Consider the following 22,853-nt stretch of genomic DNA (forward strand, 5'->3'; position numbering starts at 1 on the left):
GCATCCGAACGGAATGGCGATCAGGCGGTACATGCCGTCGCAGAGGCCCGGGCGGTGCCATTTTGCCGATTCCGCCGCCATGACCTGTGGCCCCTGCCCCGGGCCGGGGTGGCTGCTACCCTTGCCCGGTTTCCTCTTCTGGTGCCGTCCGCCCATGTCCCGAGTGCTGCCCCTGTCCCTCCTGCTGTCGGCCGTGCTGGCCGTACCGGCCGCGCACGCCGCGCCGACGCCGATCACCATCGAACAGGCGATGGCCGACCCGGACTGGATCGGTCCGCCGGTCGAGAAGGCCTGGTGGTCGTGGAACAGCCAGCAGGTGGAATACCAGCTCAAGCGCAACGGCAGCCCGGTGCGAGACACCTTCCGCCAGCCAGTCGCCGGCGGCGTGGCCGCGCAGGTGGCCGATGACCAGCGCGGCACCCTGGACGTGGCCGACCCGGTCTACGATCGCGGCCGCAGCCGCAGCGCCTTCGTCCGCAATGGCGATGTGTTCGTGCGCGACCTGCGCAGTGGCGCGCTGACGCAGCTGACCCGCAGCAACGAGCGCGCGGGCAACGTGAACTTCGCCGCCGACAACGGTGTGATCTGGCGCGTCGGCCAGAACTGGTTCCACTGGACCGCCGCCGGCGGCGTGCAGCAGGTGGCGAGCCTGAAGGCCGAAAAGGACCCGCGTACGCCGCCGAAGGCCGACGTACTGCGCGACCAGCAGCTGCGCACGCTGGAAACCCTGCGCCGCGACCGCGACCAGCGTGAGGCACTGAAGGACCAGGACCAGCGCTGGCGCCAGGCCGACCCCACCCGCGCACCGGGCCCGGTCTACCTGGGCGACGACGTGGAGATCGCTGACAGCGTGCTGTCGCCGGACCTGACCCACCTGATCGTGGTGACCCAGCCGAAGGACTTCGACGACGGCCGCACCAGCAAGATGCCGCTGTACGTGACGGAGTCGGGCTACGAGGAAACCGAGGACACCCGTACCCGCGTCGGTCGCAACGGCTTCGAACCGCACACCCTGTGGTACGTGGACGTGCGCACCGGCAAGGCGGAAAAGGTAGCGCTGGCCAGTCTGCCGGGCATCGGCACCGATCCGCTGGCCGAGCTGCGCCGCAAGGCCGGCAAGGATCCGCTGAAGGGCGAGCGCAGCGTGCAGGTGATGAGCGACTTCATGGGCGGCGGCATCCGCTGGAGCGCCGACGGCCAGCAGGCCGCGGTGATGCTGCGTGCCAACGACAACAAGGATCGCTGGATCATCAGCGTCAACGCCGCCGACGGCCGTGTGCAGAATCGCCATCGGCTGACCGACAACGCCTGGATCAACTGGGGCTTCAACGATTTCGGCTGGATGGCCGATGGCCGCACGCTGTGGCTGCTGTCCGAGGAATCGGGCTTCTCGCACCTCTACACCCAGGCCGGCACCGCCAGGCCGCAGGCGCTGACCAGCGGCAAGTGGGAAACCTCGGCGCCGGTGCCGTCGGCCGATGGCAAGGGCTTCTACTTCCTGTGCAACCAGCAGGCGCCGCATGACTACGAAGTCTGCGCCGTGGACACCGGCAGCCGCCAAGTCCGCGAGCTGACCAGCCTCAACGGCGTGGAAGACTTCTCGCTGTCGCCGGATGGCCAGCAGCTGCTGGTGCGCTACTCCGGTGCCTACCTGCCGCCGCAGCTGGCGGTGTTGCCCAGTACCGGTGGCCAGGCACGCGTGCTGACCGACACCCGCACCGCCGACTACAAGGCGCGCGAGTGGATCCAGCCGAAGCTGGTGGCGGTGCCGTCCAGGCACGGTGCCGGCGTGGTCTGGGCCAAGTACTACGAGCCGGAGCACAAGGAGCCGGGCCGCAAGTACCCGATCGTGATGTTCGTGCATGGCGCCGGCTACCTGCAGAACGTGCACCAGCGCTACCCGGCCTACTTCCGCGAGCAGATGTTCCACAACCTGCTGGTGCAGAAGGGCTACATCGTGCTGGACATGGACTACCGCGGCAGCGAGGGCTATGGCCGCGACTGGCGTACGGCGATCTACCGCAACATGGGCCACCCGGAACTGGAAGACTACAAGGACGGCCTGGACTGGCTGGTCGAAACCCAGCAGGGTGACCGCGACCACGCCGGCATCTATGGCGGTTCCTACGGCGGCTTCATGACCTTCATGGCGCTGTTCCGTGCACCGGGCACCTTCAAGGCCGGCGCCGCACTGCGCCCGGTGGTGGACTGGCACAACTACAACCACGGCTACACCAGCAACATCCTCAACACCCCGGACATCGATCCGGAGGCGTACCGCGTCTCCTCGCCGATCGAGTACGCGCAGAACCTGCAGGACAACCTGCTGATCGCCCACGGCATGATGGATGACAACGTGTTCTTCCAGGACTCGGTGCACCTGACCCAGCGCCTGATCGAACTGCACAAGGACAACTGGTCGATCGCACCCTACCCGCTGGAACGCCACGGCTACGTGCGCGCCGATTCCTGGCTGGACCAGTACAAGCGCATCCTCAAGCTGTTCGAGCAGAACCTGAAGTGAGCAGCGCCGCAGCCACGATCCGGATCGTGGCTGCGGTCATCCTGGATGACCGCAGCCGGGCGCTGGTGGTGCGCAAGCACGGCGCCCGCCGCTTCATCCAGCCCGGTGGCAAGCCCGAACCCGGCGAGGCGCCGCTGCAGGCGCTGGCCCGCGAACTGGACGAAGAACTCGGTGTCAAGCTGCGCGCCGGGACCGCCATTGCGCTGGGCACGTTCGAGGACTGGGCGGTGAACGAGCCCGGCCACCGCGTGCAGGCGCAGGCCTGGTGGGTGCAGGTGGATGGAGCACCGCAGCCGCGCGCGGAGATCGCCGAACTGGCCTGGGTGCCGCTGCGGCCACCGCATGGCCTGCCCTTGGCACCCTTGAGCGAACACCATATCCTGCCGGCCGTCGCCACCCGGGTGACGGCCCGCTGAGCAGGCGGGCGCCGACTGCAAGGACATCGGATGTCAATGTCGATCCCGTCGATCCCCTCGCCGCCTTCCCCGGCCTATCACGCCTGGGTGCGCCCGCTGGCGCAGGCTTCGTTCTGGCTGTCACTGCTGCTGACGCTCTACTTCGTGCTGCAGGGACTGGTGCTGTGGCCGCTGCACAACCTCGCGCTGTGGCGCCTGGTGGAAGGCGAAGTGCGGCACCAGCAGCTGCACAGCCTGATCTGGCTGCTGGCGCACCCGGTGGCCGCGTCGATGGTCGTCGCGCTGTTGTGCCTGGCCTCGACCGTGTCCAGCTGGGGCCTGCTGCGCGAACGTTGCTGGGGCCTGTGGAGCTTCGTGGTGCTGCTGCTGCTGAGTGGCTTGAGCAACTTCGCGGCCGCCTGGTGGCTGGACGTGTTCATGCGCGACCTCATCCCGTTGCTGGCCGATGACCCGGCCCTGCTGCCGGAGCTGCAGTTGAAACGCTGGCTGATCACGTTGACCGTGGTCGGCATGTCGTTCGTGCTCCTCGGCCTGCAGGGCTGGCTGGCCTGGCGCCTGCTGCGGCCGGACGTGCGCGCGCGCTTCCGCTGAGCTCTCGACCCCGGCATTTTTGACGCGAACGGCCCGCCCGGCGCAGACGCCGTGACCGCAGCACAGGCATTCCAGCGGGATTGATTGCGGATCGGCGGGGGCTGGCTATCGTGGCCCGCGTCTTTCTGCCCTGGCCCCCGAAATGTCTGCTTTTGCCCCACGCCACCTGATTCCGGCCTTCATTGCCTTGTTGCTGCTGCCCTGGGCCCAGCAGGCGGCCGCAACCGGTCTGCCACGCTGCGGCGTATTCGAGGCCGAGGGCGGTGGCAACCAGCTGCGCGTGGATGGGCCTGACCGCGGGGTAGCGAAGAACACGCACATCTCTGATCGGCCCTTCGTTGTCCAAGAGATCGAGGGCGAGCTGAGCCTCGTCAACCTCACCTTCGGAGTTGCATCTGGACTGAACGTCCAGCGTGGCGGTCGCGTCCTGCAGCAGGGCAACACGCGCTACCGCCTGATCCGAGGGGCGGCGTGCCTGCCCCCGGTCGAGCACGCGCCAGGCAGCTGCCTGGCAGATGCCCAGCGCTGCCTTGACAGGCATCATCGTGAGCTGAGCCTGCCGGAGCTGGAATCGGCCTGTGCCGAAGGGGTTCCGTTTCTGTGCCAGCTCTTGCCCGAGCGCTATCGCGAGGCTGACCAGGCCTCCGACAGCGATACACCGACCGAAGCACAGATCGCAGTGATACAGGCCACGATGGAAAAGGCCATGACCGAGATGGATTTCCCCCGCCAGTGTCGCGACGATGATCCTGCGGCCGACGCCGAGGCCTGCATGGCCATCCTGGAAGAGCGGCCGGAGCTGGTCGAGGCCGTCGCCACTGCCATCCGCACGGCCTCGATGGCGGCCAAGATGGTTGAAGTGTTCTCGCCTGCAACCAAACCTGCGCTGTCCGACGCGCGATTGCAGCGCCTGCAGGACCTATGCACGCAGGTCGGTGAAAGTGACTTCTGCAAGGAGGTCGCTACGCTGCAGTGGACCGCCGGCAATCTGCAGGACGGCAGGGTGGCGTTGCAGATGGCCTGCGAAGGCCGCGACGAGACCTCCTGCCGGCAGGCGGCTGCATTGCGGGCGCTGGATGGGGAGCTGTTGCCGCAGGCCGCCAGCGCCGTGCCCTGTGGCCACTACGTGGCCTCCGGCGGGCTGTTGGACGAACTGACGTTCGGCGATGGTGGACTGGTGGAGGTCGGCTACGGTTCGCGGGTGCGTGCACGCGTGCAGGACGGCCAGATCCGCATGCGCCACGAGCTGGGGGGTGACTACGTGCTGCAACCCTTGGCCAACGGTGACCTGCTGGGGCTGGACGATTCGATGCGTTTTGAGCGCTTCCAGCGACAGCCGGGAAGTGCCCAGTGCAGCGCACCGCTGGTGTTCGACGAAATCCCATTCCCGCAGGATTGCCCGCGCGCGTCGGTCGACGGCGAAGCAGAAGCCTGCTGCGCGGCCGGCAGGATGCAGGGCTGCAATGTGCTGGGCAGCCGCGCCGCGATGGGCAGGAAGTGGGTCGAGGCCAGCGAGCACTACCAGAAGGTCTGCCAGGCCGGCATCCGCGAAGGCTGTGAAAACCTGGTCAGCGTGATGGAGAACAGCAGCAGTGTGGACGTCCGCCCAATGCTTGAAGCCGTCTGCGAGGCCGATGGCAGTGGCCGCCACGTGGCGTGTGACGTGCTGGCGACGCGCAACTGGAGCTTGCTGGGTTTCGGCCAGGCCTTGCAGCGTGCTGTCCAGGAGCAGTCGGCGGACGAGGATCAGACCGGACCGACGCCACGCACCCCCAACCACAAGCAGTAAGGGGCTTGCCTGCCCGGGCCCTGCGGTAAAGTACGCGCCATGAACGAATTCGAGCGCGTGCGCGCCTACCTCACCGACCTGCAGGACCGCATCTGTGCGGCGATCGAGGCCGTCGATGGCCAGGCACGCTTCCAGGAAGACCTGTGGCAGCGTGCCGAGGGCGGTGGCGGGCGTACCCGCGTGCTGCGCGGCGGTGCGGTGTTCGAGCAGGCCGGCATCGGCTTCTCCGACGTGGCCGGCAGCCGCCTGCCGCCGTCGGCCTCGGCCAACCGCCCGGAACTGGCCGGTGCCTCCTGGCGCGCCACCGGCGTCTCGCTGGTGTTCCACCCCCTCAATCCCTATGTGCCGACCACCCATGCCAACGTGCGCTTCTTCCAGGCGCAGCGCGACGGCGAGGTGGTGGCCAGCTGGTTCGGCGGCGGCTTCGACCTGACCCCGTTCTATCCGTTCGACGAGGACGTGCAGCACTGGCACCGGGTCGCACGCGACCTGTGCACGCCGTTCGGCGAAGAACGCTATGCCGCGCACAAGCGCTGGTGCGACGAATACTTCTTCCTGCGCCACCGCAATGAAACGCGTGGGGTCGGCGGCCTGTTCTTCGACGACCTGCACGGCGGCTTCGAGCGCGATTTCGACTACCTGCGCGCGGTCGGTGACGGCTTCCTCGATGCCTACCTGCCGATCGTGCAGCGGCGCAAGAACATCGCTTACGGCGAACGCGAACGTGAGTTCCAGCTGTACCGCCGCGGCCGCTACGTGGAGTTCAACCTGGTCTACGACCGCGGCACCCTGTTCGGCCTGCAGAGCGGTGGACGCAGTGAGAGCATCCTGATGAGCCTGCCGCCGCGGGTGCGCTGGGAATACGGCTTCAGCCCGGAAGCGGGCAGCGCCGAGGCTCGCCTGGCCGACTACCTGGTACCGCGCGACTGGGTCTGATGAGTATCGTCGCGCTGGGCATGGGCCCGGCGGGCAGGCGATACCCGCTAAGGGGCGGCCGAGCGTGGACTCGGCGCTGCCAGGTCAGGTGTTCTTCCGCGGAATGATGGTGATGTGACCGGTCGTCTCCAGCAGCGCGATCTGTACGTCTTCGATCCGCAGCCCGCCCTGTTGGCGCAGCGCGGCTTCGAAATCGGCGCGGCTGATCAGTTCGCGGCGCAGAACACCGTCGAAAAGCCGGCCATCACGTGCGATCACAGTGGGTTCTCCCTCGATCATGCGCTCCATGCGCCGGCTCCGTGTGGTCACCCAGCCCACCCCGTAGTTCAGCAGGATCAGGGTGGCGGCGAGCAATAGTCCCCCACCCAGGGAAGTGTCCGTACCCAGCAGCGCGTTCTGCACCGCGTTGCCCAGCAGCACGATCAGCAGCACGTCAAACGGCGTGATCTGCCCCAGAGCCCGCTTGCCGCCCAGCCGGACCATGCCCAGCACCACGACGTAGACCACCACCGCGCGCAGGATGAATTCCCACCACGGCATGGCCAGGGCGAACAGGTCGGGCATGGTCTTCCCCTGCAGAACGGTGGCCCAGCCTAGCACCTGGGGTCAGATCCCTTTGCCCCATCAGCGCCTGGGGTATTCCATCGGCACAAATAAAAAGCCCCGCTGACCAGGGGGAGGTCAACGGGGCCGGGGAACGGGCACTTGGGGAGGAGTCCCCGTTCCGAGATCTGCTCCAGGGGATGGGAGAGATCCACAACAGGCATTGCGCCTGTCGAGGGCTATGGAAGCACCCCGAACACTAACGGTTCGTGAAGGGCCCCAATTTAATGAACCTCAATCAGGGAAACATTCATGATCGAGTCAGAAACCTCCAGCGAATGAACAAATTCACGTCGCTTTCGGCCTGAAACGCGTTCAGTGAGCTTCGTCCCAGTTGCTGCCAACACCGGTATCGACCACCAATGGCACCCGCAGTGTGGCCGCTTGCGACATGCGCTCGACCACCTGCAATCGCAAGTCTTCAACAAAACTGCTTTCGGTTTCGAAAACCAGTTCGTCGTGCACCTGCAGGATCATCCGCGCGGGCGCTCCGCTCTCGCGCAGCCACCGGTCCAGATCCACCATCGCCCGCTTGATGATGTCCGCAGCGGTGCCTTGCATCGGTGCATTGATGGCCGCGCGTTCGGCGCCGGCCCGCAGCCCCTGGTTGCGCGCATGAATGTCGTTCAGGTACAGGCGGCGGCCAAACAGGGTCTCCACGTACCCCTGGTCACGCGCCTGCTGGCGCATCCGTTCCATGAAGTCGCGCACGCCCGGATAGCGGCTGAAGTACAAGGCCACGTAGTCCTGCGCCTGGCCACGGTCGATGCCCAGGTTGCGGGCCAGGCCGAACGCGCTCATGCCGTACATCAGGCCGAAGTTGATCGCCTTGGCGGCCCGGCGCTCGTTCGGGGTCACCTCCTCCAGCGTACGCCCGAACACCTCGGCGGCGGTGGCACGGTGGACGTCGGCGCCCTGCTCGAAGGCACGCACCAGGCCCGGGTCCTGGGACAGGTGGGCCATGATCCGCAGCTCGATCTGCGAATAGTCGGCCGCCAGCAGCTGGCAGCCCTCCGGCGCGATGAACGCGCGGCGGATGCGGCGGCCATCCTCGGTGCGGATCGGGATGTTCTGCAGGTTCGGGTCCGACGAGGACAGGCGGCCGGTGGCGGCGCCGGACTGGTGGTAGCTGGTGTGCACCCGGCCGGTGTCCGGATTGACCATCTCCGGCAGCTTGTCGGTATAGGTGCTGCGCAGCTTGGCCAGGCCCCGGTAATCGAGGATCACCCGCGGCAGCTCGTGCTGGTCGGCAATCGCCTCCAGCGCTTCCTCATTGGTGCTGGGCTGGCCCTTGGGGGTCTTCACCACCGCCGGCAGCTTCAGCTCGTCGAACAGCACCGCCTGCAGCTGCTTGGGCGAATCCAGGTTGAAGCTGCGCCCGGCCAGTTCAGTGGCCTTCTGCTGCGCGGCCAGCATGCGCGAGGAGAGGTCCTGGCTCTGCCGGCGGAGTTCATCGGTATCGATCCGCACGCCATTGGCCTCGATCGAGGCCAGCACCGGTACCAGCGGCATCTCGATGTCGCGGTACACGCTGTCCAGCGCCGGCTCGGCCAGCAACTGCGGCTGCAGTGCATGGTGCAGGCGCAGGGTGATGTCGGCGTCCTCGGCCGCATAGCGGCTGGCTTCATCGATACCCACCTGCGAGAACGGAATCTGCTTGGCACCCTTGCCGGCCACATCCTCGAATTTGATCGTGCTGTACCCCAGGTAGCGCAGCGCCAGCGAATCCATGTCATGGCGGGTCGCGGTGGAGTTGAGCACGAAGCTCTCGAGCATGGTGTCGTCGTGATAGCCCTGCACGTCCACGCCGTGTCGGCGCAGCACGTGCAGGTCATACTTGCCGTGCTGGCCCAGCTTCTTCTTTGCGGGGTCCTGCAGCATGGGTCGCAGCGCGTCCAGCACCTGCGGCAACGGCAGCTGTGCCGGCGCTCCCGGATAGTCGTGGCCGACCGGAATGTACGCCGCCCTGCCCGGCTCGACCGCCAGGCTGATGCCGACCAGGCGCGCGCGCATGGCGTCCAGGGCGTCGGTTTCGGTGTCGAAGCTGATCAGCTCGGCCTGCTGCAGGCGCCCGACCCAAGCCTGGAGCTGTTCGACGGTGAGCACGGTCTCGTATTCGCCGGCTGCGGACAGCGCCGGATCCAGGGTTGCCGCGGCCGGTGCCTCTGCGCTGCCGCGGGCAAAGCCGGCCGCAGTGCCACGCAGGCTCGGGGTCGCCTCGCTGGCGGCCGCCGGTGCCGGCACCGGCGCCCCCAGCTCCTTCAACGCCTGGGTAAAGCCATAGCGCGTATACAGTTCGGTCAGCGCCGGTACGTCCTGCTCGCGCAGGGCCAGCGTGGTCGGGCGGGCGTCCAGCACGATGTCGGTGCGGATGGTCACCAGCTCGCGGTTCAGCGGCAGGCGTTCGAGCGCGGCGCGCAGGTTCTCGCCGATCTTGCCCTTGATGCCCGGCGCGGCGGCCATCACCCCATCCAGGTGCTGGTATTCGGCCAACCACTTGGCAGCGGTCTTCGGCCCGCACTTCTCCACCCCCGGCACGTTGTCGACCGCGTCGCCCATCAGCGCCAGCAGATCGACGATCTGGTCGGCGCGCACGCCGAACTTGTCCATCACCGTGGCATCCGAATCCATGCGGCTGCCGGTCATGGTGTTGACCAGTTCGATGCCCGGCCGCACCAGCTGGGCGAAGTCCTTGTCACCGGTGGAGATGGTCACCTTCAGGTCCTGCGCCAGGCCTTGCAGGGCCAGCGTGCCGATCACATCGTCGGCCTCCACGCCGGGAATGCGCAGGATACTGATGCCCAATGCCTCGACGATGCGGCACATCGGCTCGACCTGGCTGCGCAGTTCATCGGGCATCGGCGGCCGGTTGGCCTTGTACTGGTCGTACAGGTCGTCACGGAAGGTCCTGCCGGGTGCATCGACCACGAACGCCACGTAGGCGGGGCGCTCCTTCAGGGTCGAGCGCAGCATGTTGACCACGCCGAACAGCGCGCCGGTGGGTTCTCCCTGTGCGTTGGACAGGGGCGGCAGCGCGTGGAACGCGCGGTACAGGTAACTGGACCCGTCGATCAGGACTAATCTGCTCATGGGTCGATTCTACGCGCCCATGCCCGCACCGCGGCGACACGGCGCGCACGCAGCGATGGGGCATAATCAAGGCTCATTCCAGGCAAAGGCCCCCGCCGATGAAGACCCTGATGCTGGCTTCCCTGCTCCTGCTCCTGCTCGCTGGCTGCGCCAGCATGGGTGGCGCGGGTGCTCCCCCGGTGGACGTCAAGGGTGCGGATGTATCCAGGCGCACCATGGACAACGGCGATGTCATCGAGGAATACCGCGTGTCCGGCCAGCTGCGAATGGTCAAGGTAACCCCGTCGCGCGGCGCGCCGTTCTACATGTATGACAAGAATGGCGACGGCCGTTTCGACAACGACAAGGACGGCGTCTCGCCGGTGTACTGGAAGCTGTACAGCTGGTGATGTGACGCGGGGTCAGGGCCCTTTCCTGCGGAAAGGGATCCGCCCCCCTCGATCCCGGCCCCACAAAAAAACAACGCCGGCGCGCATCCTGCGGCCGGCGTCGGGTTCCCTCCCCGGGAACGCTTGAATCCGTGGGTATGGATCAGCGGATGACCAGCACCGGCAGCTTACTGCGCGCCAGCACTTCAGCGGTCTGGCTGCCCAGCAGTACACGGGTCACGCCACGGCGGCCATGCGAGGTCATCACGATCAGGTCGCTGTTGCGCTCGGCTGCGGTCTCGATGATGCCGTCGGCCGCGTACCGGTCCAGCACGTGCACCGGATTGGCGCTGATGCCCTGCTCGGCGGCCTTGGCCAGCGCCGGCTGCAGCACCTTCTGCGCGCCTTCCTCGCGGTCGGCCTTGTATTCCGGGCTGTTCATGTAGCCCACGCTCCAGCCCATGGCGTCGTACATGCCGACCGCCCACGGCTCGGAGACGGTCACGATATCGACCTCGGCATTGAGGTCCTTGGCCAGCTCCAGGCCCTTGGCCAGGCCCTTGTCGGCCAGCTCGGACCCGTCGGTGGCAATCAGGATGCGCTTGTACATGGTGGGGCTCCGTGGCGGTCTGCCAGATGGGAACGACACCATTGCACACCGGATGTGGAGGCCGCGCCTTGAGCAGGATCAATCCGGGATGCACGGCCGCAGGCACGCGCCATGGCATGATCGGCCGATGCGACGCCTCCGCCTGCCCTGCCTGCTGCTGGCTCTGCTGCCCCTGCCGGTCGACGCGGCCGACGCCATCCTGGTGTTCAGCCGTACCGAGGGATTCCGCCATGCCTCCATTCCCGCCGCTGTTGCCGCGCTGCGCGACCTTGCCGCCGAGCAGGGCTGGCAGGTCACGCACAGCGAAGACCCCGCGCAGTTCACCCCGTCGCGCCTTGCAGGCTTCCGCGCCGTGGTGTTCGCCAGCACCACGGGGAACGTGCTGGACGCCGCACAGCAGGCTGCGTTGCAGGCCTACATCGAAGGCGGCGGCGGCTTCATGGGCGTGCACGCCGCGGCCGATACCGAATACGACTGGCCCTGGTACGGTGAACTGGTGGGTGCCCGATTCGCCAACCATCCCTCCGGCCTGCAACGCACCCGGGTGCAGCAGGTCGATGGACACTCATGGCCGGTCACCGACGAGCTGTACAACTTCCGGCGTAACCCGAGGCCGTGGGTGCGGGTACTCGCGACCGTGGATGAAGGCCGATACAGCGGCGGCACGATGGGCGAGGACCATCCCATCACCTGGTGCCGTCCCCAGGGCAAGGGGCGCAGCTGGTACACCGGGCTGGGCCATGACGCGGCGGTGTACGCCGACCGGAACATGCGCGCGATGCTGAAGCGGGGCCTGGCGTATGCCGGCGGTGCGTCGGCAGAATGCTGGCAGACCCCTGTGGAGCCGGGCCCGCGCCCAGCCTCCGTTGCATGGGCGGGGCAAGCGCGGCATGCTGTCCGCGTCGGTTTGGCCGCACCGGAGATGTCGCATGCAGAATCGCAAGCCCGGTAGATGGAGTCTCCGCAGGAGCATGCTGGTTGTCTGCATCGCGGTGCTGGCCCTGGCGCTGTTCTACGGGGGCTACCAGCTGGGCAGGGACATGGCCCTGCGTGACAATGCCCGGCAGGCTGCGGGCCGGTAACGCTCTTCAGCAGGGCCCCAGGGCCTGGCCTGGCTCCGGATGGATGAGCCGAGCATGGGCTCGGCTCTGCAACAATGTCACTCAGGCGATCTGCACGATGCGCGCGTTCTGGCACAGCGGATAGCTGGCCACGAATTCGTCAATCGCATCGCGCATCGCCGCGAACGACTGGCCGTACATGTACAGCGCGGTCTCGGTCGGGCCCTGCCACCAGCTGCAGATCTCGCCCAGGCCATCAATGCGCTCGGACAGCTGCTCGAACACGTGGTTGGAGTCGCACTGTTCGTAGACCTCGTCGGGCAGGTTCAGGCCATCGAGGTAGATGCCCAGGCCCTCGGTCACGCCGAAACTACGGTCGGCATCGCCCGCGCCCTGGACCTTCGAGCCCTTCGGCGCACCCAGCTGCTCCAGCAGATCGATCAGCTTCGGTACGCCGGCCGCATCGACCAGCGCCACTTCGATATCGCCGTACTCGACCTCACCGAGGTCGGACATCGCGGTGCCGCCGCCAGTCAGCTCGCCCACCTGGGCCGCCTGCAGCAGCGCGTCGAGCGGATCCTCGAACAGTTCGTGGCGATGCTCCGGCTGCAGCCGGGCGTTCAACTTCACGGTGACGTGCAGCGTGGGTTCGGTCATGGGGCGTTCCTGGAAGACGTGCCGCCCATTGTAGAGCCGAAGGTAGCGGCAGGAGCCGCTGCCTTCGGCTCTACAACAGTGCAGTCAACGCAGGAACGGCGTCACCTTGCGCTTCAGCAGCTCCACCAGCACCGGGTCCATGTAGTCGTAGTCATCCGGAATATCCAGGCAGATCACCCGCTTGCCGTTCAGCCATGCCTTGTAGCGGCTGGACAGCCGGTTGCGATGGGCCCTTTCCATCACGAACACCAGGTCGGCCCACTGCAGCAGCTCAGGGCTGAGCACTTCCTCGGCATCGGCCAGCAGCCCGGCCGAGGCGGTCTCGATGCCCGGCCAATCGGCGAATACCTGCTCGGCCGTCGGACTGCGCAGGCGGTTCTGGCTGCAGAGGAAGAGCACGTTGCGGGTCATGAGCGCAGCCTGATCGGGGTCGGATCCCTTTTCCAACGGAAAGGGATCCGACTCCTCGGCGGTGATCAGATCACTGTGAGGTTGGCATACGCCATCACCAGCCACTTGCTGCCGGCGTCGGCGAATTCGACCTGCACGCGGGCGTGTGCGCCGCTGCCTTCGTAGTCGGTCACCATGCCTTCGCCGAACTTGGGATGGGTGACCAGCGCGCCGAGCTTGATCGGCGGTGCCTCGATCGAGGCGTGGCCCATCACGCGGCTGGCGCCCATCGAGGCTGGCCGCGAGACCTGCACCTTCGGGCGCACTTCGTGCAGCAGCTCACGCGGGATTTCGCGCAGGAAGCGCGACGGCAGGCTGTAGTTGTCCTGGCCGTGGATGCGGCGCGATTCGGCGTAGCTCAGCACCAGCTTCTGGCGCGCGCGGGTAATGCCCACATAGGCCAGGCGACGCTCCTCCTCCAACCGTCCACTTTCCTCCAGCGAACGTGCGCTGGGGAACAGGCCCTCTTCCAGGCCGGCCAGGAACACCAGCGGGAACTCCAGGCCCTTGGCCGAATGCAGGGTCATCAGCTGCACGCCTTCTTCGCCGGCCTGCGCCTGCCCCTCACCGGCCTCCAGCGCGGCATAGGCCAGGAACGCGACCAGCTCGTCCATGTCCTCGCCCACTTCCTCGATGTCATCGGCACGGCGCACGAAACGCGAGGCGACCGAGACCAGTTCGTCGAGGTTGTCGGTACGCGACTCCGAATCCAGCGAATTGCGGCTTTCCTTGCTCCAGTGCTCGCGCAGCTGCGAGCGGGCCAGCACGTGGTCCACGCGCTCGGCCAGGGTCATGTGCACGGTCTGCGCCTGCAGCTCGTTGACCAGCCCCAGGAAGCCCGCCAGCGCATTGCGCGCACGTGCGGCCAGCGCACTGCCCTGGGTGACCAGCATCGTCGCTTCCCACAGCGAGATGCCCTGCGCGCGCGCCTCGCGGCGTACTTCGTCCAGGGTGCGGTCACCAATGCCACGGGTGGGCGTGTTGACCGCGCGCTCGAAGGCGGCGTCATCGTTGCGGTTGGACAGCAGGCGCAGGTAGGCCAGCGCGTCCTTGATTTCGGCGCGCTCGAAGAAGCGCATGCCACCGTACACGCGGTACGGCACCTGCTCGCTCAGCAGCGCCTCTTCCAGCGCACGCGACTGCGCGTTGCTGCGGTAGAGCACGGCCACTTCGGTGTAGCTGCCACCGTCGCGCACCCACTGGCGGGCGCGCTCGACGATGTAGCGCGCCTCGTCCATCTCGTTGTACGCCGCGTACAGGTCGATCGGCTCGCCGTCGCCGCTGTCGGTCCACAGCTGCTTGCCGATGCGGTCGGGATTGTGCGCGATCACCGCGTTGGCGGCGCCGAGGATGTTGGCGGTGGAACGGTAGTTCTGCTCCAGGCGGATGGTCTGCGCACCCGGGAAGTCGCGCAGGAAACCCTGCACGTTCTCGACCTTGGCACCGCGCCAGCCGTAGATGGCCTGGTCATCGTCGCCGACCACGAACACGTGCCCGGAATCGCCGGCCAGCACGCGCACGAAGGCGTACTGGATGGCGTTGGTGTCCTGGAACTCGTCCACCAGGATCTCGCGGAAGCGGGCACGGTAGTGCGCCAGCAGCGCCGGGTTGTCGCGCAGCAGCTCATGCGCGCGCAGCAGCAGCTCGGCGAAGTCGACCAGGCCGGCGCGGTCGCAGCGCGCCTGGTACTCGATATAGGCCTGGCGCATGGTTTCCAGCCATGCATCGTGCGGCTCGGGCTGGATGTGCTGCGGGCGGCGGCCCTCATCCTTCTGCGCGTTGATCCACCAGGCGATCTGCTTGGGCGGATATTTGCCGTCGTCCAGTTCCAGCGCCTGCACCACGCGCTTGACCAGCCGCAGCTGGTCGTCCGAATCCATCACCTGGAAGCCTTCGGGCAGCTTCGCGTCCTGCCAGTGCAGGCGCAGCAGGCGGTTGGCCAGGCCGTGGAAGGTGCCGATCCACATGCCACGGCTGCCATGCGGCAGCTGTGCGTCGATGCGGTGGCGCATCTCGCCGGCGGCCTTGTTGGTGAAGGTCACCGCGAAGATGCCGTGGGTCGGAACGCCGAAGACCTCATGCAGCCAGGCGATGCGGTGGGTAAGTACGCGGGTCTTGCCGGAACCGGCACCGGCCAGCACCAGGTGGTGGCCGGGGGGAGCGGAGACAGCGTCGCGCTGGGCCGGGTTCAGGCCGTCAAGCAGGTGGGAGACATCCATGCGCCCATTTTACGGTATTGCCGTCGCGGCTCCTGCGACCACCCGGGTCGCCAGCGCCTGCGCCTGCTGACGCAGTTCAGGCACCGCCAGGCTCTCCCACAGGTTGCCGATACGCAGGCTGCCGAGCACGCCCAGTCGCGCCTGCGGCTGGCCGCCCGCAGCCAGCAGGCGATCGCCGGGCACCGTGCTGTCCAGGCCCAGACCGTGCGGTCCGGGGCGCGCCAGCCCATCAGCCTGCAGCTGTTGCAGCAACGGATTGCGCAGCGCGCCGGCGCGGGTTTCCACGCCGGTGGCGTTGACCACGCCGGCAATGGCCCAGTGCTGTTCGTTGCCGCCGGCATCGTGGCCGGAGAGCTGCAGGGCGTTGCCTTCGCGCCAGACGCGTTGCAGGCGGGACCGGTGGATGCGCAGCTGGCCGCTGTCGCGCAGCGCCTTCAGCTGCGCGTCGACCTCTTCGGCAATGCGATGGCGATGCACGTCCCAATAGCGCACCCCATGGCGCAGGAAGCGGCGCTGGTCGGCCGCGTCGAGGCTGCACCACAGCGCCTGCCCGTGCGGACGGATGCGGTCCATCACGCCCTGCCACGGCAGGCCGTCGGCCTGTGCCTGGCGCGCAAACCCGCGCAACGCACGCAGGCGCTGGCGCAGGTTCATCGGCAACAGCGTGGCCGGGTCGAACGTGGGCAGGCCGCCATGCGCGTGTGGCAGCGGCAGCAGGCCATGGCGCGAGATCACGTGCAGCGGGCCGGTGTGGCCGGCGGCGACCAGTGCCAGCACAGTGTCGGCCATGCTCAGGCCAGACCCGACGATGGCCACGGCCTGCTCGCCGGCCAGGGTACGCACGCCGTCGTAGTCCCAGGCCTCGATCACATCATCGGCGGGCAGTGCCTCGGCACCGGCCACCGGCAGCGGCCGCATGCTGTTGCCGGTGGCGAGCACCGCCTGCGCGGCATGCAGCGCCTGGCCATCGCCCAGTGGCAAGCGGTAGCCATGGTCATCCGGCTGCAGGCCCAGCACCGGCTGCGCGATCACCCGCAGCTGCGCCGGGCTGGCCGCGGCGGCCTCCCGCAGGCGCTGCTGCAGGTAGGCGGCATAGTAGTGGCGGCACACGTAGCGCTCGCCCAGCACCTCGCGCGCCTCGCCCGGGTAGGCGTTGGCGGCCATCAGGTAGTCGAGGAAATCGCCAGGCTGGTCGGCAAACGCACTCATCTTCGCCGCCGGCACGTTCAGCAGATGCTCCGGCCACGGCGTGGCATAGGCGATGCCCTGCGCCAGCTGCGAGGCGGGTTCGAAGATGGCAATCGCCAGCGGCGCCTGGGCCTGGCGCAACACCTGGATCGCCACCAGCACCCCGGCCGCACCACCACCGATGATTGCCAGGTCCAGTTCGCCATTACGCGGTGAATCAGTCATGCGCCGATTGTAGGCCATCGGCAATGACGGGCCGGAGTGCCGGATCGGGCGGCCCGCACTGCCTCACATCAATGCATCGGCCAGCCGCGCGATGCCCTCGCGGCTGCGCCGCCAGGCGGGCCGCTTGCGCCACTGTTTCAGATCCAGCTGCCGCGACTCGCGCAGGTAGCCGTCCTCGATCGCGCACAGCTGCTGGACCAGCGCGCGGTCGTAGCAGATCAGGCCGATTTCGGCATTCAGCGCGAACGAGCGGATATCCATGTTGATCGAGCCGAGCACGGCGATGTCCTCGTCCACGCTCATGTGCTTGGCATGCAGGAACTGCGGTTCGTACAGCGCAATGCGCACGCCACAGCGCAGCAGCTCGTCGTAGTACGCCTCCTGCGCCCACGAAGTCAGCCGCTGGTTGTTGCTGGCCGAGAGGATCAGCTGCACCTCCACGCCGGACAACGCGGCAATGCGCAGCGCACTGAGCGTGGCTTCGTCGGGCACGAAGTACGGGGTGACCATCACCAGCCGGCGCCGTGCCAGATGGATCAGCGCCGCCACCGCATCGCGTGCGTTGCTGTAGGGATAGGCCGGACCGCTGGGCAGCAGCTGGGTGGCGATGTCGTCGCTGCACTCGGGCACATCGGCGATCACGTCCAGGCGCTGGCCGGTTTCCATGTACCAGTCGCTGGCGAACACCGCCTCCAGATGCGCCACCGCGGGGCCACGCACGCGCGCTACCAGCTCACGGTTCGGGTGGCCGGGCACGAACTGCGGGCGCGCCAGGTTCTGCGAGCCGACATAGGCCACTTCGTTGTCGATCACCGCGATCTTGCGGTGGTTGCGCAGGTCCATGCGGCCGCTGCGGCGCCAGCGCAGGCCACCGGGCAGCATCGCGCGCACTTCGATGTCGCGCGCCTGCAGGCGCTTGCGATAGGCGCGCAGGCCGCGCTTGGCGCCCACCGCGTCCAGCAGCACGCGGCACTGCACGCCACGCGCGGCGGCGCGCTGCAACGCCTCCACCATGGCCTCGCCCACCGCGTCATCGAACATCAGGTAGTACAGCAGGTGCACGCGATCTTCGGCCTGGTCGATGTCGGCGATCAGCGTGTGCAGTGATTCGTCGTAGTCGGTCAGCAGGTCGACCGCGTTGCCGTGCACCGGCATGAAGTCGCCCTGGCGCTGCACCAGCGGCACGATCTCGGCGCTGGCGGTGTCCGGCTGCGGAGTCCAGCGCAGGCGATGCTGCAGTGCCTGTTCCTCGCGGATGACCTGCGAGGCCTCGGCCTGGCGGCGGATGCGCTCACGCGACAGCCACGGGTGGCCGAACAGCAGGTACAGCGGCAGGCCCAGCAGCGGCACGAAGCCGACCAGCAGCAGCCAGCTGCGCGCCGCCCCCGGCGTGGTGCGGGTGGGGATCCAGCACAGCGCGACCAGCCGGATCAGCCAGTCGATCAGCAGCAGGTAGGACCCCAGCAACCACTCGAACAGCATCGTGTCGCCCGTCGGGAGGTGATGGGCCATTCTGCCCAGCACGATTTGTAGAGTCGAGCCATGCTCGACTGCCTTTCGGCCGACAGCGGAGCAGCCGAGCGTGGGCTCGGCTCTACAGGATGGCTCAATGCCGCACTGGCACCTCGCATAGCTTCCGCACCGATTCGGCGTGACGGCGGCCGTTGAGCGCCATGCAGGCAATGGCCTGTGCGGCCCGCTCCAGCTGCGCCTCCGGCAGCGGCGACGGCGACGGCGCACCGTTGGCCAGTGCCAGATGGTGGTCGCACAGCAGCAGCGCCATGCCCTCGATGCCTTGCAGCATGCGCTGCAGGCGCAGCCAGCCCAGTTCCAGGTCCTGCCGGTGTGACGGGGTGTTCATGCAACCTCCTTCAACGGATCTGGCCACCGTGAAGGTGGCGGACGATGCGTGGTTGCAATACCGGGAAGCAATCAATCAGCAAACGAACCGGCGGGCACAAGGCCCCCTCGCACCGTCCGCCATAGAGGCAGATAGGTCACCAACCGTCGCCGGAGGGATCTCCGGCGACGGCAGGCGAGTCTACTGATGATTGACTTCACGGGATTGCAAGCCCGACCGCTGCAACCGCAGCGGCCAGCCATCATGGACACGGCGGGGCCCGTCGTTCCAATCGATTTGAACCGTGCGAGGCGCCGGAACCGGTAGGAACAATCACTTATCGCATTCGGCCCTTTGCTTCAGGCAGGGTGCCATTGGCGACAGCGTGCGCAGGGACTGCCCAGTGCCGACCAACGGTCGGCACCCACCAAAAGGGGAATGCCCGAACGGTCGGCACCCACATCTGGATGCCGGGCAAGAAAAAACCCGCCACAAGGGCGGGTTTCTTCGCGGGGACCAGCAATCCGTGCGGATTACTTGATCTTGCCTTCCTTGTACAGGACGTGCTTGCGCACGACCGGATCGTACTTCAGGAATTCCATCTTCCCCGGGGTGTTCTTCTTGTTCTTGTCCGTGGTGTAGAAGTGGCCGGTACCGGCCGAGGAAATCATACGGACCTTATCGCGCTTGCCTGCCATGATGCTTTACTCCTCAGACCTTTTCGCCGCGCGCACGCAGCTCAGCCAGAACGGAATCGATGCCGTTCTTGTCGATGGTGCGCAGTGCATGCGCGGAAACACGAAGCTTGACCCAGCGGTTCTCGCTGGCCACCCAGAAACGGCGCTCGTGCAGATTCGGCAGGAAACGACGACGGGTCTTGTTGTTGGCGTGCGAGACGTTGTTACCCGTCTGCACTCGCTTGCCGGAAACCTGGCATACGCGGGACATTGCGCACCTCGATAGTAGTAGTTGTCAGCCCGTAGCCCGGGCGACGGCGGCCTCGATGGTTACCCACCACACGTCAAGAGAATCAAAGGGTTACGCTGGCGTTGGGCGGCCGGGGACGTGCTTCCGGGGGCGCCGCCCGATGGAAAACCGGACACAGCGAGCCGCGCATTATGCATGGGTTCAAGCACTTGCGCAAGTTACCCACAGGCAAGGATCAGGGCCGGGCGATGAACAACCCGCCAGAGCCGGGTGCCCGCTGCAGCACATCGGGCGCCAGCCGCGCCCGCGCCGTGGTGATGAACAAGCGGCCGTCCGGCGCGAAGCACAGCGCGCCCACGTGCGGTGCCGGCACCGCCAACCGCCGCTGCACCGCGCCGTTGGCCGCCAGTTCCAGCACGCAGGCGCCGCCCCACATTGCCACCCACAGGGTGCCCTGCGGCGACAGCGCCAGCCCATCAGGCTTGCCCGCTTCGCCGAGGAAATCGGTGACCACCTTCGGCTCCCCCAAGGTGCCTGCGGCCACATCGGCTGGATAGGCCAGCAGCGTGCGGGCCAGGGTGTCGATCACATACAGGGTGTCGCCCGCAGGGCTGAACACCATGCCGTTGGCCACCCCCAGGCCTTCGGCCACCCGCCGTGCCGGCGCATCCACCGATGCCGCATGGAACAGCGCGCCGCGCCCAGCCAACAGGCCCCGGTGCATCGACCCGGCCCACAGGCCACCCCGCGCGTCCACGGTCATGTCGTTCAGGCGGCAACCGGGGCCCACCTCGATCGTCGGCCCCGGCTGCAGGCCGCCATCTGCGGCAATCCGCACGAAATGGGTCTCACCGTTGCCGACCAGCCCCTGCGGCGCCAGCGCCAGCGACCACACCGGCTCGGACAGCGGCGTGCGCGAGCAGGTCTGGCCATCCCAGTGCAGCAGCGCCGGCGCGGTCGGCTCTACCCACGCCACGCGGCCATCCTCCCGCACCACGGGCGACTCGCCCACCAGCGTTCCAGCGTCGCAGGCCAGGTGCACGCCACTGGCCGGTACTGCCTGCAGGGCCTGCAGCCAGTGCTGCGCGCGCCGTCCCACGTCATCGGCGGGACGGCCGGGGCGGTACAGATCGGTGCCGATGCCCACCGCGCGCACGCCGGCCTGCCACAGCGCGGGCAGCGCATCGGTGGTGAACCCGCCCACCGCCACCAGCCGCGCCTGTGCCGGCAGCACCGCCGACAGCGCCGCCAGCCGCGGCGCGGAGTCATGCGCCGGAAACGCCTTCAGGTAGCGGGCCCCCGCAGCCAGCGCGGCAAAGGCCTCGGTCGGCGTGCTGAAGCCGGGCATCGGTTCCATGCCGTGCGCGCGGGCCGCCGCAATCACCTCAGGGTTGGTGTTGGGCGACACACAGAAGCAGCAGCCGGTGGCGGCCAGCGCCTCCACCTGGGCCACGTCCAGCACGGTCCCCGCGCCCACCCGCAGACGGTCGCCGAAATGCGCGGCCAGCAGGGCGATGGTGGCCAGCGGATCCGGCGAGTTGAGCGGGACTTCGGCCAATCGCACGCCGGCGTCCACCAGCGCCTGGCCGACGGCCAGCGCCTCGGCCCCGGTCAGCCCGCGCAGGATGGCAACCAACGGCGCCTGTTCAATGGCCGCGTCGAAGGCGGCGTCATTCCTGGTAGTCATGACATTGTCCGTGCGGCCCGGTGCAGGGCGAGGAAGCCGCGGGTCACTGCATCGTGGGACAGCAGGGTGCGTGCGCTGCCACCAAGGGCGTGCACGGCAGCGGCGTACAGCGCGCAGACCGGGGCCGCGCCGACCATCGGCAGCGGGGCCTGCAGCGCGGCGGGCCACAACTGCCGCACGTCGGCCAGTTCGGCGCCGATCAGCACGCCGCGCAGCCACGAAGCACCGTCCACGCGCGGCAGCTCGCCACGGATCACCCGCGCGCGCGCGCCGAACAACAGGCTGCCCAGGCCCAGCCCGCCATCGTGGCCCTGCCGCAGCCCATCGAAGAACGCCGCGCCCTCCACCGCCGGACCGTCCACCACCGAGGCCAGCAGCCCGGCGGCAGTGAGGCGGTCGAAGATCTCGCCGGACATCGCAGTGAGGAAGGACACCACGGCGCCGTCCTGCAGCTGCACCCACTTGCTGTGCGTGCCCGGCAGTGCCACCAGCCCATCCAGCGGCAGCGCGCCGCCGGCCAGCAGGCCGAGCAGCTCGGTCTCCTCACCGCGCATGATGTCCGGTGCATCGTCCTGCGCGCGCCGGCAGGCCAGCCCGGGTACGATGGCCACCGGCACCTGGCCGATGCGGGTGTGGTGCAACTGCGCGGCCAACCGCTGCGGCGTCGCCGGGCAATCGGCATAGCCGGCATCGCTCCAGCCGATGTTCGACCCCACCATGCCACAGGCATACACCGCTGCCGCACCGGGCCAGGCGGCCACGGTCGGTTCCAGCAGCGCCTGCATCTGCATGCGGTCCAGCCCGGCGATGCCGCGCGGCTGTTCTGCGCTGTCCAGCACCCGTCCATCGGCGGCGATGAGGAAGGCGCGGAAATTGCTGCTGCCCCAGTTGATGCCGATGATCGGTGCGTCGGTGTCATGCGTGCTCATCGACGCGTCACCCCGGCGCCGCCATCCAGCGGGACCACTGCGCCGGTCATCCAGCCGCTGCGCGGCGAGGCCAGGAACAGTGCGAGCTCGGCAGCATCGGCCGCGGTGCCCAGGCGCTGCAGCGGGTGGCGCTGCACGTTGCGTGCGCGGGCCACCTCGGGCTCATCGCTGCGCGCGAACGAACCCTGCAGCATCGGCGTATCAACCGATGCCGGTGCGATCACGTTGACCCGGATGTGCTCGTCGGCCAGTTCCAGCGCTGCGGTGCGTGCCAGCGATTCCAGCGCCGCCTTCGAGGCGGCGTAGGCGGCCAGCCCGGGCGTGGCGTAGCGGGCGTTGATCGAGGACAGCAGCACGATGCTGCCGCCCCCCTTCGCGCGCAGGCCGGCCAGCGCATGCCGCATCAACCGGCGCGCGCCCAGCACATTCACTGCATGCACCTGCTGCCACAGCGCGTCATCGTCATCCCAGGTGCCGGCCGGCGGGCACCAGCCGGCGCAGTGGATCAGGGCATCCAGCGGCTGGCCCAGATGCGGCGCCAGCGCGGCATCGACCGCGCCGGCATCGGCCAGGTCGGCTACTGCCTGCGTGGTTGCCGCCGGCACCGGCATCCGGTCCAACGCCAGCACCGTGGCACCCTGCGCCTGCAGCTGGGTCAGTACCGCCGCGCCGATGCCACTGGCTGCACCGCTGACCCAGACGTGGCGGCCCTGCCATTCGCCCTGCATTGCGTCGTTGCCCAT

At 68.1% G+C, this 22,853-nt stretch carries 21 protein-coding genes; 7 read left to right on the top strand and 14 right to left on the bottom strand.

Annotation, left to right across the window (positions count from 1 at the left end; genetic code table 11):
- The first annotated feature begins 154 nt into the window (after positions 1-154).
- From A9K58_RS05455 to hemF, 5 genes are all read left to right on the top strand, one after another.
- On the top strand, positions 155-2,524 hold the full coding sequence (locus A9K58_RS05455; protein WP_065198380.1) for a S9 family peptidase: 2,370 nt from the start codon (positions 155-157) through the stop codon (positions 2,522-2,524).
- A complete protein-coding gene (locus A9K58_RS05460) occupies positions 2,521-2,940 on the top strand; it encodes an NUDIX hydrolase (protein ID WP_065198381.1) in 420 nt (139 codons plus the stop codon). Before A9K58_RS05455 ends, A9K58_RS05460 begins: the two co-directional genes overlap by 4 nt.
- Positions 2,941-2,970: 30 nt before the next feature.
- Complete coding sequence (locus A9K58_RS05465) at positions 2,971-3,531, top strand: hypothetical protein (protein ID WP_065198382.1); 561 nt, start codon at positions 2,971-2,973, stop codon at positions 3,529-3,531.
- A gap of 142 nt (positions 3,532-3,673) precedes the next feature.
- Positions 3,674-5,320, top strand: a complete 1,647-nt coding sequence (locus A9K58_RS05470; RefSeq protein WP_065198383.1) for a hypothetical protein — start codon at positions 3,674-3,676, stop codon at positions 5,318-5,320.
- 39 nt (positions 5,321-5,359) lie between these two features.
- On the top strand, positions 5,360-6,256 hold the full coding sequence (hemF, locus tag A9K58_RS05475; RefSeq protein ID WP_065198384.1) for an oxygen-dependent coproporphyrinogen oxidase: 897 nt from the start codon (positions 5,360-5,362) through the stop codon (positions 6,254-6,256).
- 84 nt (positions 6,257-6,340) lie between these two features.
- Here hemF and A9K58_RS05480 read toward each other — a convergent pair whose 3' ends face one another.
- Together A9K58_RS05480 and polA are read right to left on the bottom strand one after the other, a co-directional pair.
- Positions 6,341-6,820: a DUF421 domain-containing protein gene (locus tag A9K58_RS05480; RefSeq protein WP_065198385.1), complete on the bottom strand. Its 480-nt coding sequence runs from the start codon at positions 6,818-6,820 to the stop codon at positions 6,341-6,343.
- A 354-nt stretch (positions 6,821-7,174) separates the two neighbouring features.
- A complete protein-coding gene (gene polA, locus A9K58_RS05485) occupies positions 7,175-9,949 on the bottom strand; it encodes a DNA polymerase I (protein WP_065198386.1) in 2,775 nt (924 codons plus the stop codon).
- A 98-nt stretch (positions 9,950-10,047) separates the two neighbouring features.
- On the opposite strand from polA, the gene A9K58_RS05490 reads away from it, so the two are divergent.
- A complete protein-coding gene (locus tag A9K58_RS05490; RefSeq protein WP_065198387.1) occupies positions 10,048-10,338 on the top strand; it encodes a DUF2782 domain-containing protein in 291 nt (96 codons plus the stop codon).
- 142 nt (positions 10,339-10,480) lie between these two features.
- On the opposite strand, the gene A9K58_RS05495 is transcribed toward A9K58_RS05490, so the two are convergent.
- Positions 10,481-10,927, bottom strand: coding sequence for a universal stress protein (locus A9K58_RS05495; RefSeq protein ID WP_065198388.1), 447 nt, complete (start codon positions 10,925-10,927; stop codon positions 10,481-10,483).
- Positions 10,928-11,054: 127 nt separating this feature from the next.
- On the opposite strand from A9K58_RS05495, the gene A9K58_RS05500 reads away from it, so the two are divergent.
- Positions 11,055-11,879: a ThuA domain-containing protein gene (locus A9K58_RS05500; protein ID WP_065198389.1), complete on the top strand. Its 825-nt coding sequence runs from the start codon at positions 11,055-11,057 to the stop codon at positions 11,877-11,879.
- 211 nt (positions 11,880-12,090) lie between these two features.
- Here A9K58_RS05500 and A9K58_RS05505 read toward each other — a convergent pair whose 3' ends face one another.
- The 11 genes from A9K58_RS05505 to A9K58_RS05555 all read right to left on the bottom strand — a co-directional run bounded on the left by A9K58_RS05505 (position 12,091) and on the right by A9K58_RS05555 (position 22,853).
- Complete coding sequence (locus tag A9K58_RS05505) at positions 12,091-12,645, bottom strand: hypothetical protein (RefSeq protein ID WP_065198390.1); 555 nt, start codon at positions 12,643-12,645, stop codon at positions 12,091-12,093.
- An 84-nt stretch (positions 12,646-12,729) separates the two neighbouring features.
- Positions 12,730-13,056: a low molecular weight protein tyrosine phosphatase family protein gene (locus A9K58_RS05510; protein ID WP_012481619.1), complete on the bottom strand. Its 327-nt coding sequence runs from the start codon at positions 13,054-13,056 to the stop codon at positions 12,730-12,732.
- A gap of 65 nt (positions 13,057-13,121) precedes the next feature.
- Positions 13,122-15,314, bottom strand: a complete 2,193-nt coding sequence (gene uvrD, locus A9K58_RS05515; RefSeq protein ID WP_065198391.1) for a DNA helicase II — start codon at positions 15,312-15,314, stop codon at positions 13,122-13,124.
- 9 nt (positions 15,315-15,323) lie between these two features.
- Positions 15,324-16,745 (bottom strand): FAD/NAD(P)-binding protein, encoded by a 1,422-nt coding sequence (locus A9K58_RS05520; protein ID WP_065198392.1) that lies wholly within the window; start codon positions 16,743-16,745, stop codon positions 15,324-15,326.
- Between the two features lie 45 nt (positions 16,746-16,790).
- Positions 16,791-18,209: a cardiolipin synthase gene (gene cls, locus A9K58_RS05525; RefSeq protein WP_065198393.1), complete on the bottom strand. Its 1,419-nt coding sequence runs from the start codon at positions 18,207-18,209 to the stop codon at positions 16,791-16,793.
- A 124-nt stretch (positions 18,210-18,333) separates the two neighbouring features.
- Positions 18,334-18,588 (bottom strand): hypothetical protein, encoded by a 255-nt coding sequence (locus A9K58_RS05530; protein ID WP_065198394.1) that lies wholly within the window; start codon positions 18,586-18,588, stop codon positions 18,334-18,336.
- A gap of 512 nt (positions 18,589-19,100) precedes the next feature.
- Positions 19,101-19,268, bottom strand: coding sequence for a 50S ribosomal protein L33 (rpmG, locus tag A9K58_RS05535; protein WP_169411268.1), 168 nt, complete (start codon positions 19,266-19,268; stop codon positions 19,101-19,103).
- 10 nt (positions 19,269-19,278) lie between these two features.
- Positions 19,279-19,515: a 50S ribosomal protein L28 gene (gene rpmB / locus A9K58_RS05540; protein ID WP_005411638.1), complete on the bottom strand. Its 237-nt coding sequence runs from the start codon at positions 19,513-19,515 to the stop codon at positions 19,279-19,281.
- Positions 19,516-19,729: 214 nt separating this feature from the next.
- Positions 19,730-21,181 (bottom strand): 2-dehydro-3-deoxy-6-phosphogalactonate aldolase, encoded by a 1,452-nt coding sequence (locus A9K58_RS05545; RefSeq protein WP_065198395.1) that lies wholly within the window; start codon positions 21,179-21,181, stop codon positions 19,730-19,732.
- A complete protein-coding gene (locus A9K58_RS05550; protein ID WP_081283980.1) occupies positions 21,178-22,110 on the bottom strand; it encodes a 2-dehydro-3-deoxygalactonokinase in 933 nt (310 codons plus the stop codon). The genes A9K58_RS05545 and A9K58_RS05550 overlap by 4 nt, the downstream gene beginning before the upstream one ends.
- Entirely contained in the window at positions 22,107-22,853 is a 747-nt protein-coding gene (locus tag A9K58_RS05555) for an SDR family NAD(P)-dependent oxidoreductase (protein WP_081283981.1), read from the bottom strand. Before A9K58_RS05555 ends, A9K58_RS05550 begins: the two co-directional genes overlap by 4 nt.

This window comes from Stenotrophomonas maltophilia (assembly GCF_001676385.1).
Classification (GTDB): domain Bacteria; phylum Pseudomonadota; class Gammaproteobacteria; order Xanthomonadales; family Xanthomonadaceae; genus Stenotrophomonas; species Stenotrophomonas maltophilia_J.

What these genes read in the sequence shown, in the direction of transcription:
- A9K58_RS05455 (WP_065198380.1), top strand. Translation starts at nt 155, where the DNA reads ATGTCCCGAGTGCTGCCCCTGTCCCTCCTGCTGTCGGCCGTGCTGGCC.
- A9K58_RS05465 (WP_065198382.1), top strand. Translation starts at nt 2,971, where the DNA reads ATGTCAATGTCGATCCCGTCGATCCCCTCGCCGCCTTCCCCGGCCTAT.
- A9K58_RS05470 (WP_065198383.1), top strand. Translation starts at nt 3,674, where the DNA reads ATGTCTGCTTTTGCCCCACGCCACCTGATTCCGGCCTTCATTGCCTTG.
- hemF (WP_065198384.1), top strand. Translation starts at nt 5,360, where the DNA reads ATGAACGAATTCGAGCGCGTGCGCGCCTACCTCACCGACCTGCAGGAC.
- A9K58_RS05480 (WP_065198385.1), bottom strand. Translation starts at nt 6,820, where the DNA reads ATGCCCGACCTGTTCGCCCTGGCCATGCCGTGGTGGGAATTCATCCTG.
- polA (WP_065198386.1), bottom strand. Translation starts at nt 9,949, where the DNA reads ATGAGCAGATTAGTCCTGATCGACGGGTCCAGTTACCTGTACCGCGCG.
- A9K58_RS05490 (WP_065198387.1), top strand. Translation starts at nt 10,048, where the DNA reads ATGAAGACCCTGATGCTGGCTTCCCTGCTCCTGCTCCTGCTCGCTGGC.
- A9K58_RS05495 (WP_065198388.1), bottom strand. Translation starts at nt 10,927, where the DNA reads ATGTACAAGCGCATCCTGATTGCCACCGACGGGTCCGAGCTGGCCGAC.
- A9K58_RS05500 (WP_065198389.1), top strand. Translation starts at nt 11,055, where the DNA reads ATGCGACGCCTCCGCCTGCCCTGCCTGCTGCTGGCTCTGCTGCCCCTG.
- A9K58_RS05505 (WP_065198390.1), bottom strand. Translation starts at nt 12,645, where the DNA reads ATGACCGAACCCACGCTGCACGTCACCGTGAAGTTGAACGCCCGGCTG.
- A9K58_RS05510 (WP_012481619.1), bottom strand. Translation starts at nt 13,056, where the DNA reads ATGACCCGCAACGTGCTCTTCCTCTGCAGCCAGAACCGCCTGCGCAGT.
- uvrD (WP_065198391.1), bottom strand. Translation starts at nt 15,314, where the DNA reads ATGGATGTCTCCCACCTGCTTGACGGCCTGAACCCGGCCCAGCGCGAC.
- A9K58_RS05520 (WP_065198392.1), bottom strand. Translation starts at nt 16,745, where the DNA reads ATGGCCTACAATCGGCGCATGACTGATTCACCGCGTAATGGCGAACTG.
- cls (WP_065198393.1), bottom strand. Translation starts at nt 18,209, where the DNA reads ATGCTGTTCGAGTGGTTGCTGGGGTCCTACCTGCTGCTGATCGACTGG.
- A9K58_RS05530 (WP_065198394.1), bottom strand. Translation starts at nt 18,588, where the DNA reads ATGAACACCCCGTCACACCGGCAGGACCTGGAACTGGGCTGGCTGCGC.
- rpmB (WP_005411638.1), bottom strand. Translation starts at nt 19,515, where the DNA reads ATGTCCCGCGTATGCCAGGTTTCCGGCAAGCGAGTGCAGACGGGTAAC.
- A9K58_RS05545 (WP_065198395.1), bottom strand. Translation starts at nt 21,181, where the DNA reads ATGACTACCAGGAATGACGCCGCCTTCGACGCGGCCATTGAACAGGCG.
- A9K58_RS05550 (WP_081283980.1), bottom strand. Translation starts at nt 22,110, where the DNA reads ATGAGCACGCATGACACCGACGCACCGATCATCGGCATCAACTGGGGC.
- A9K58_RS05555 (WP_081283981.1), bottom strand. Translation starts at nt 22,853, where the DNA reads ATGGGCAACGACGCAATGCAGGGCGAATGGCAGGGCCGCCACGTCTGG.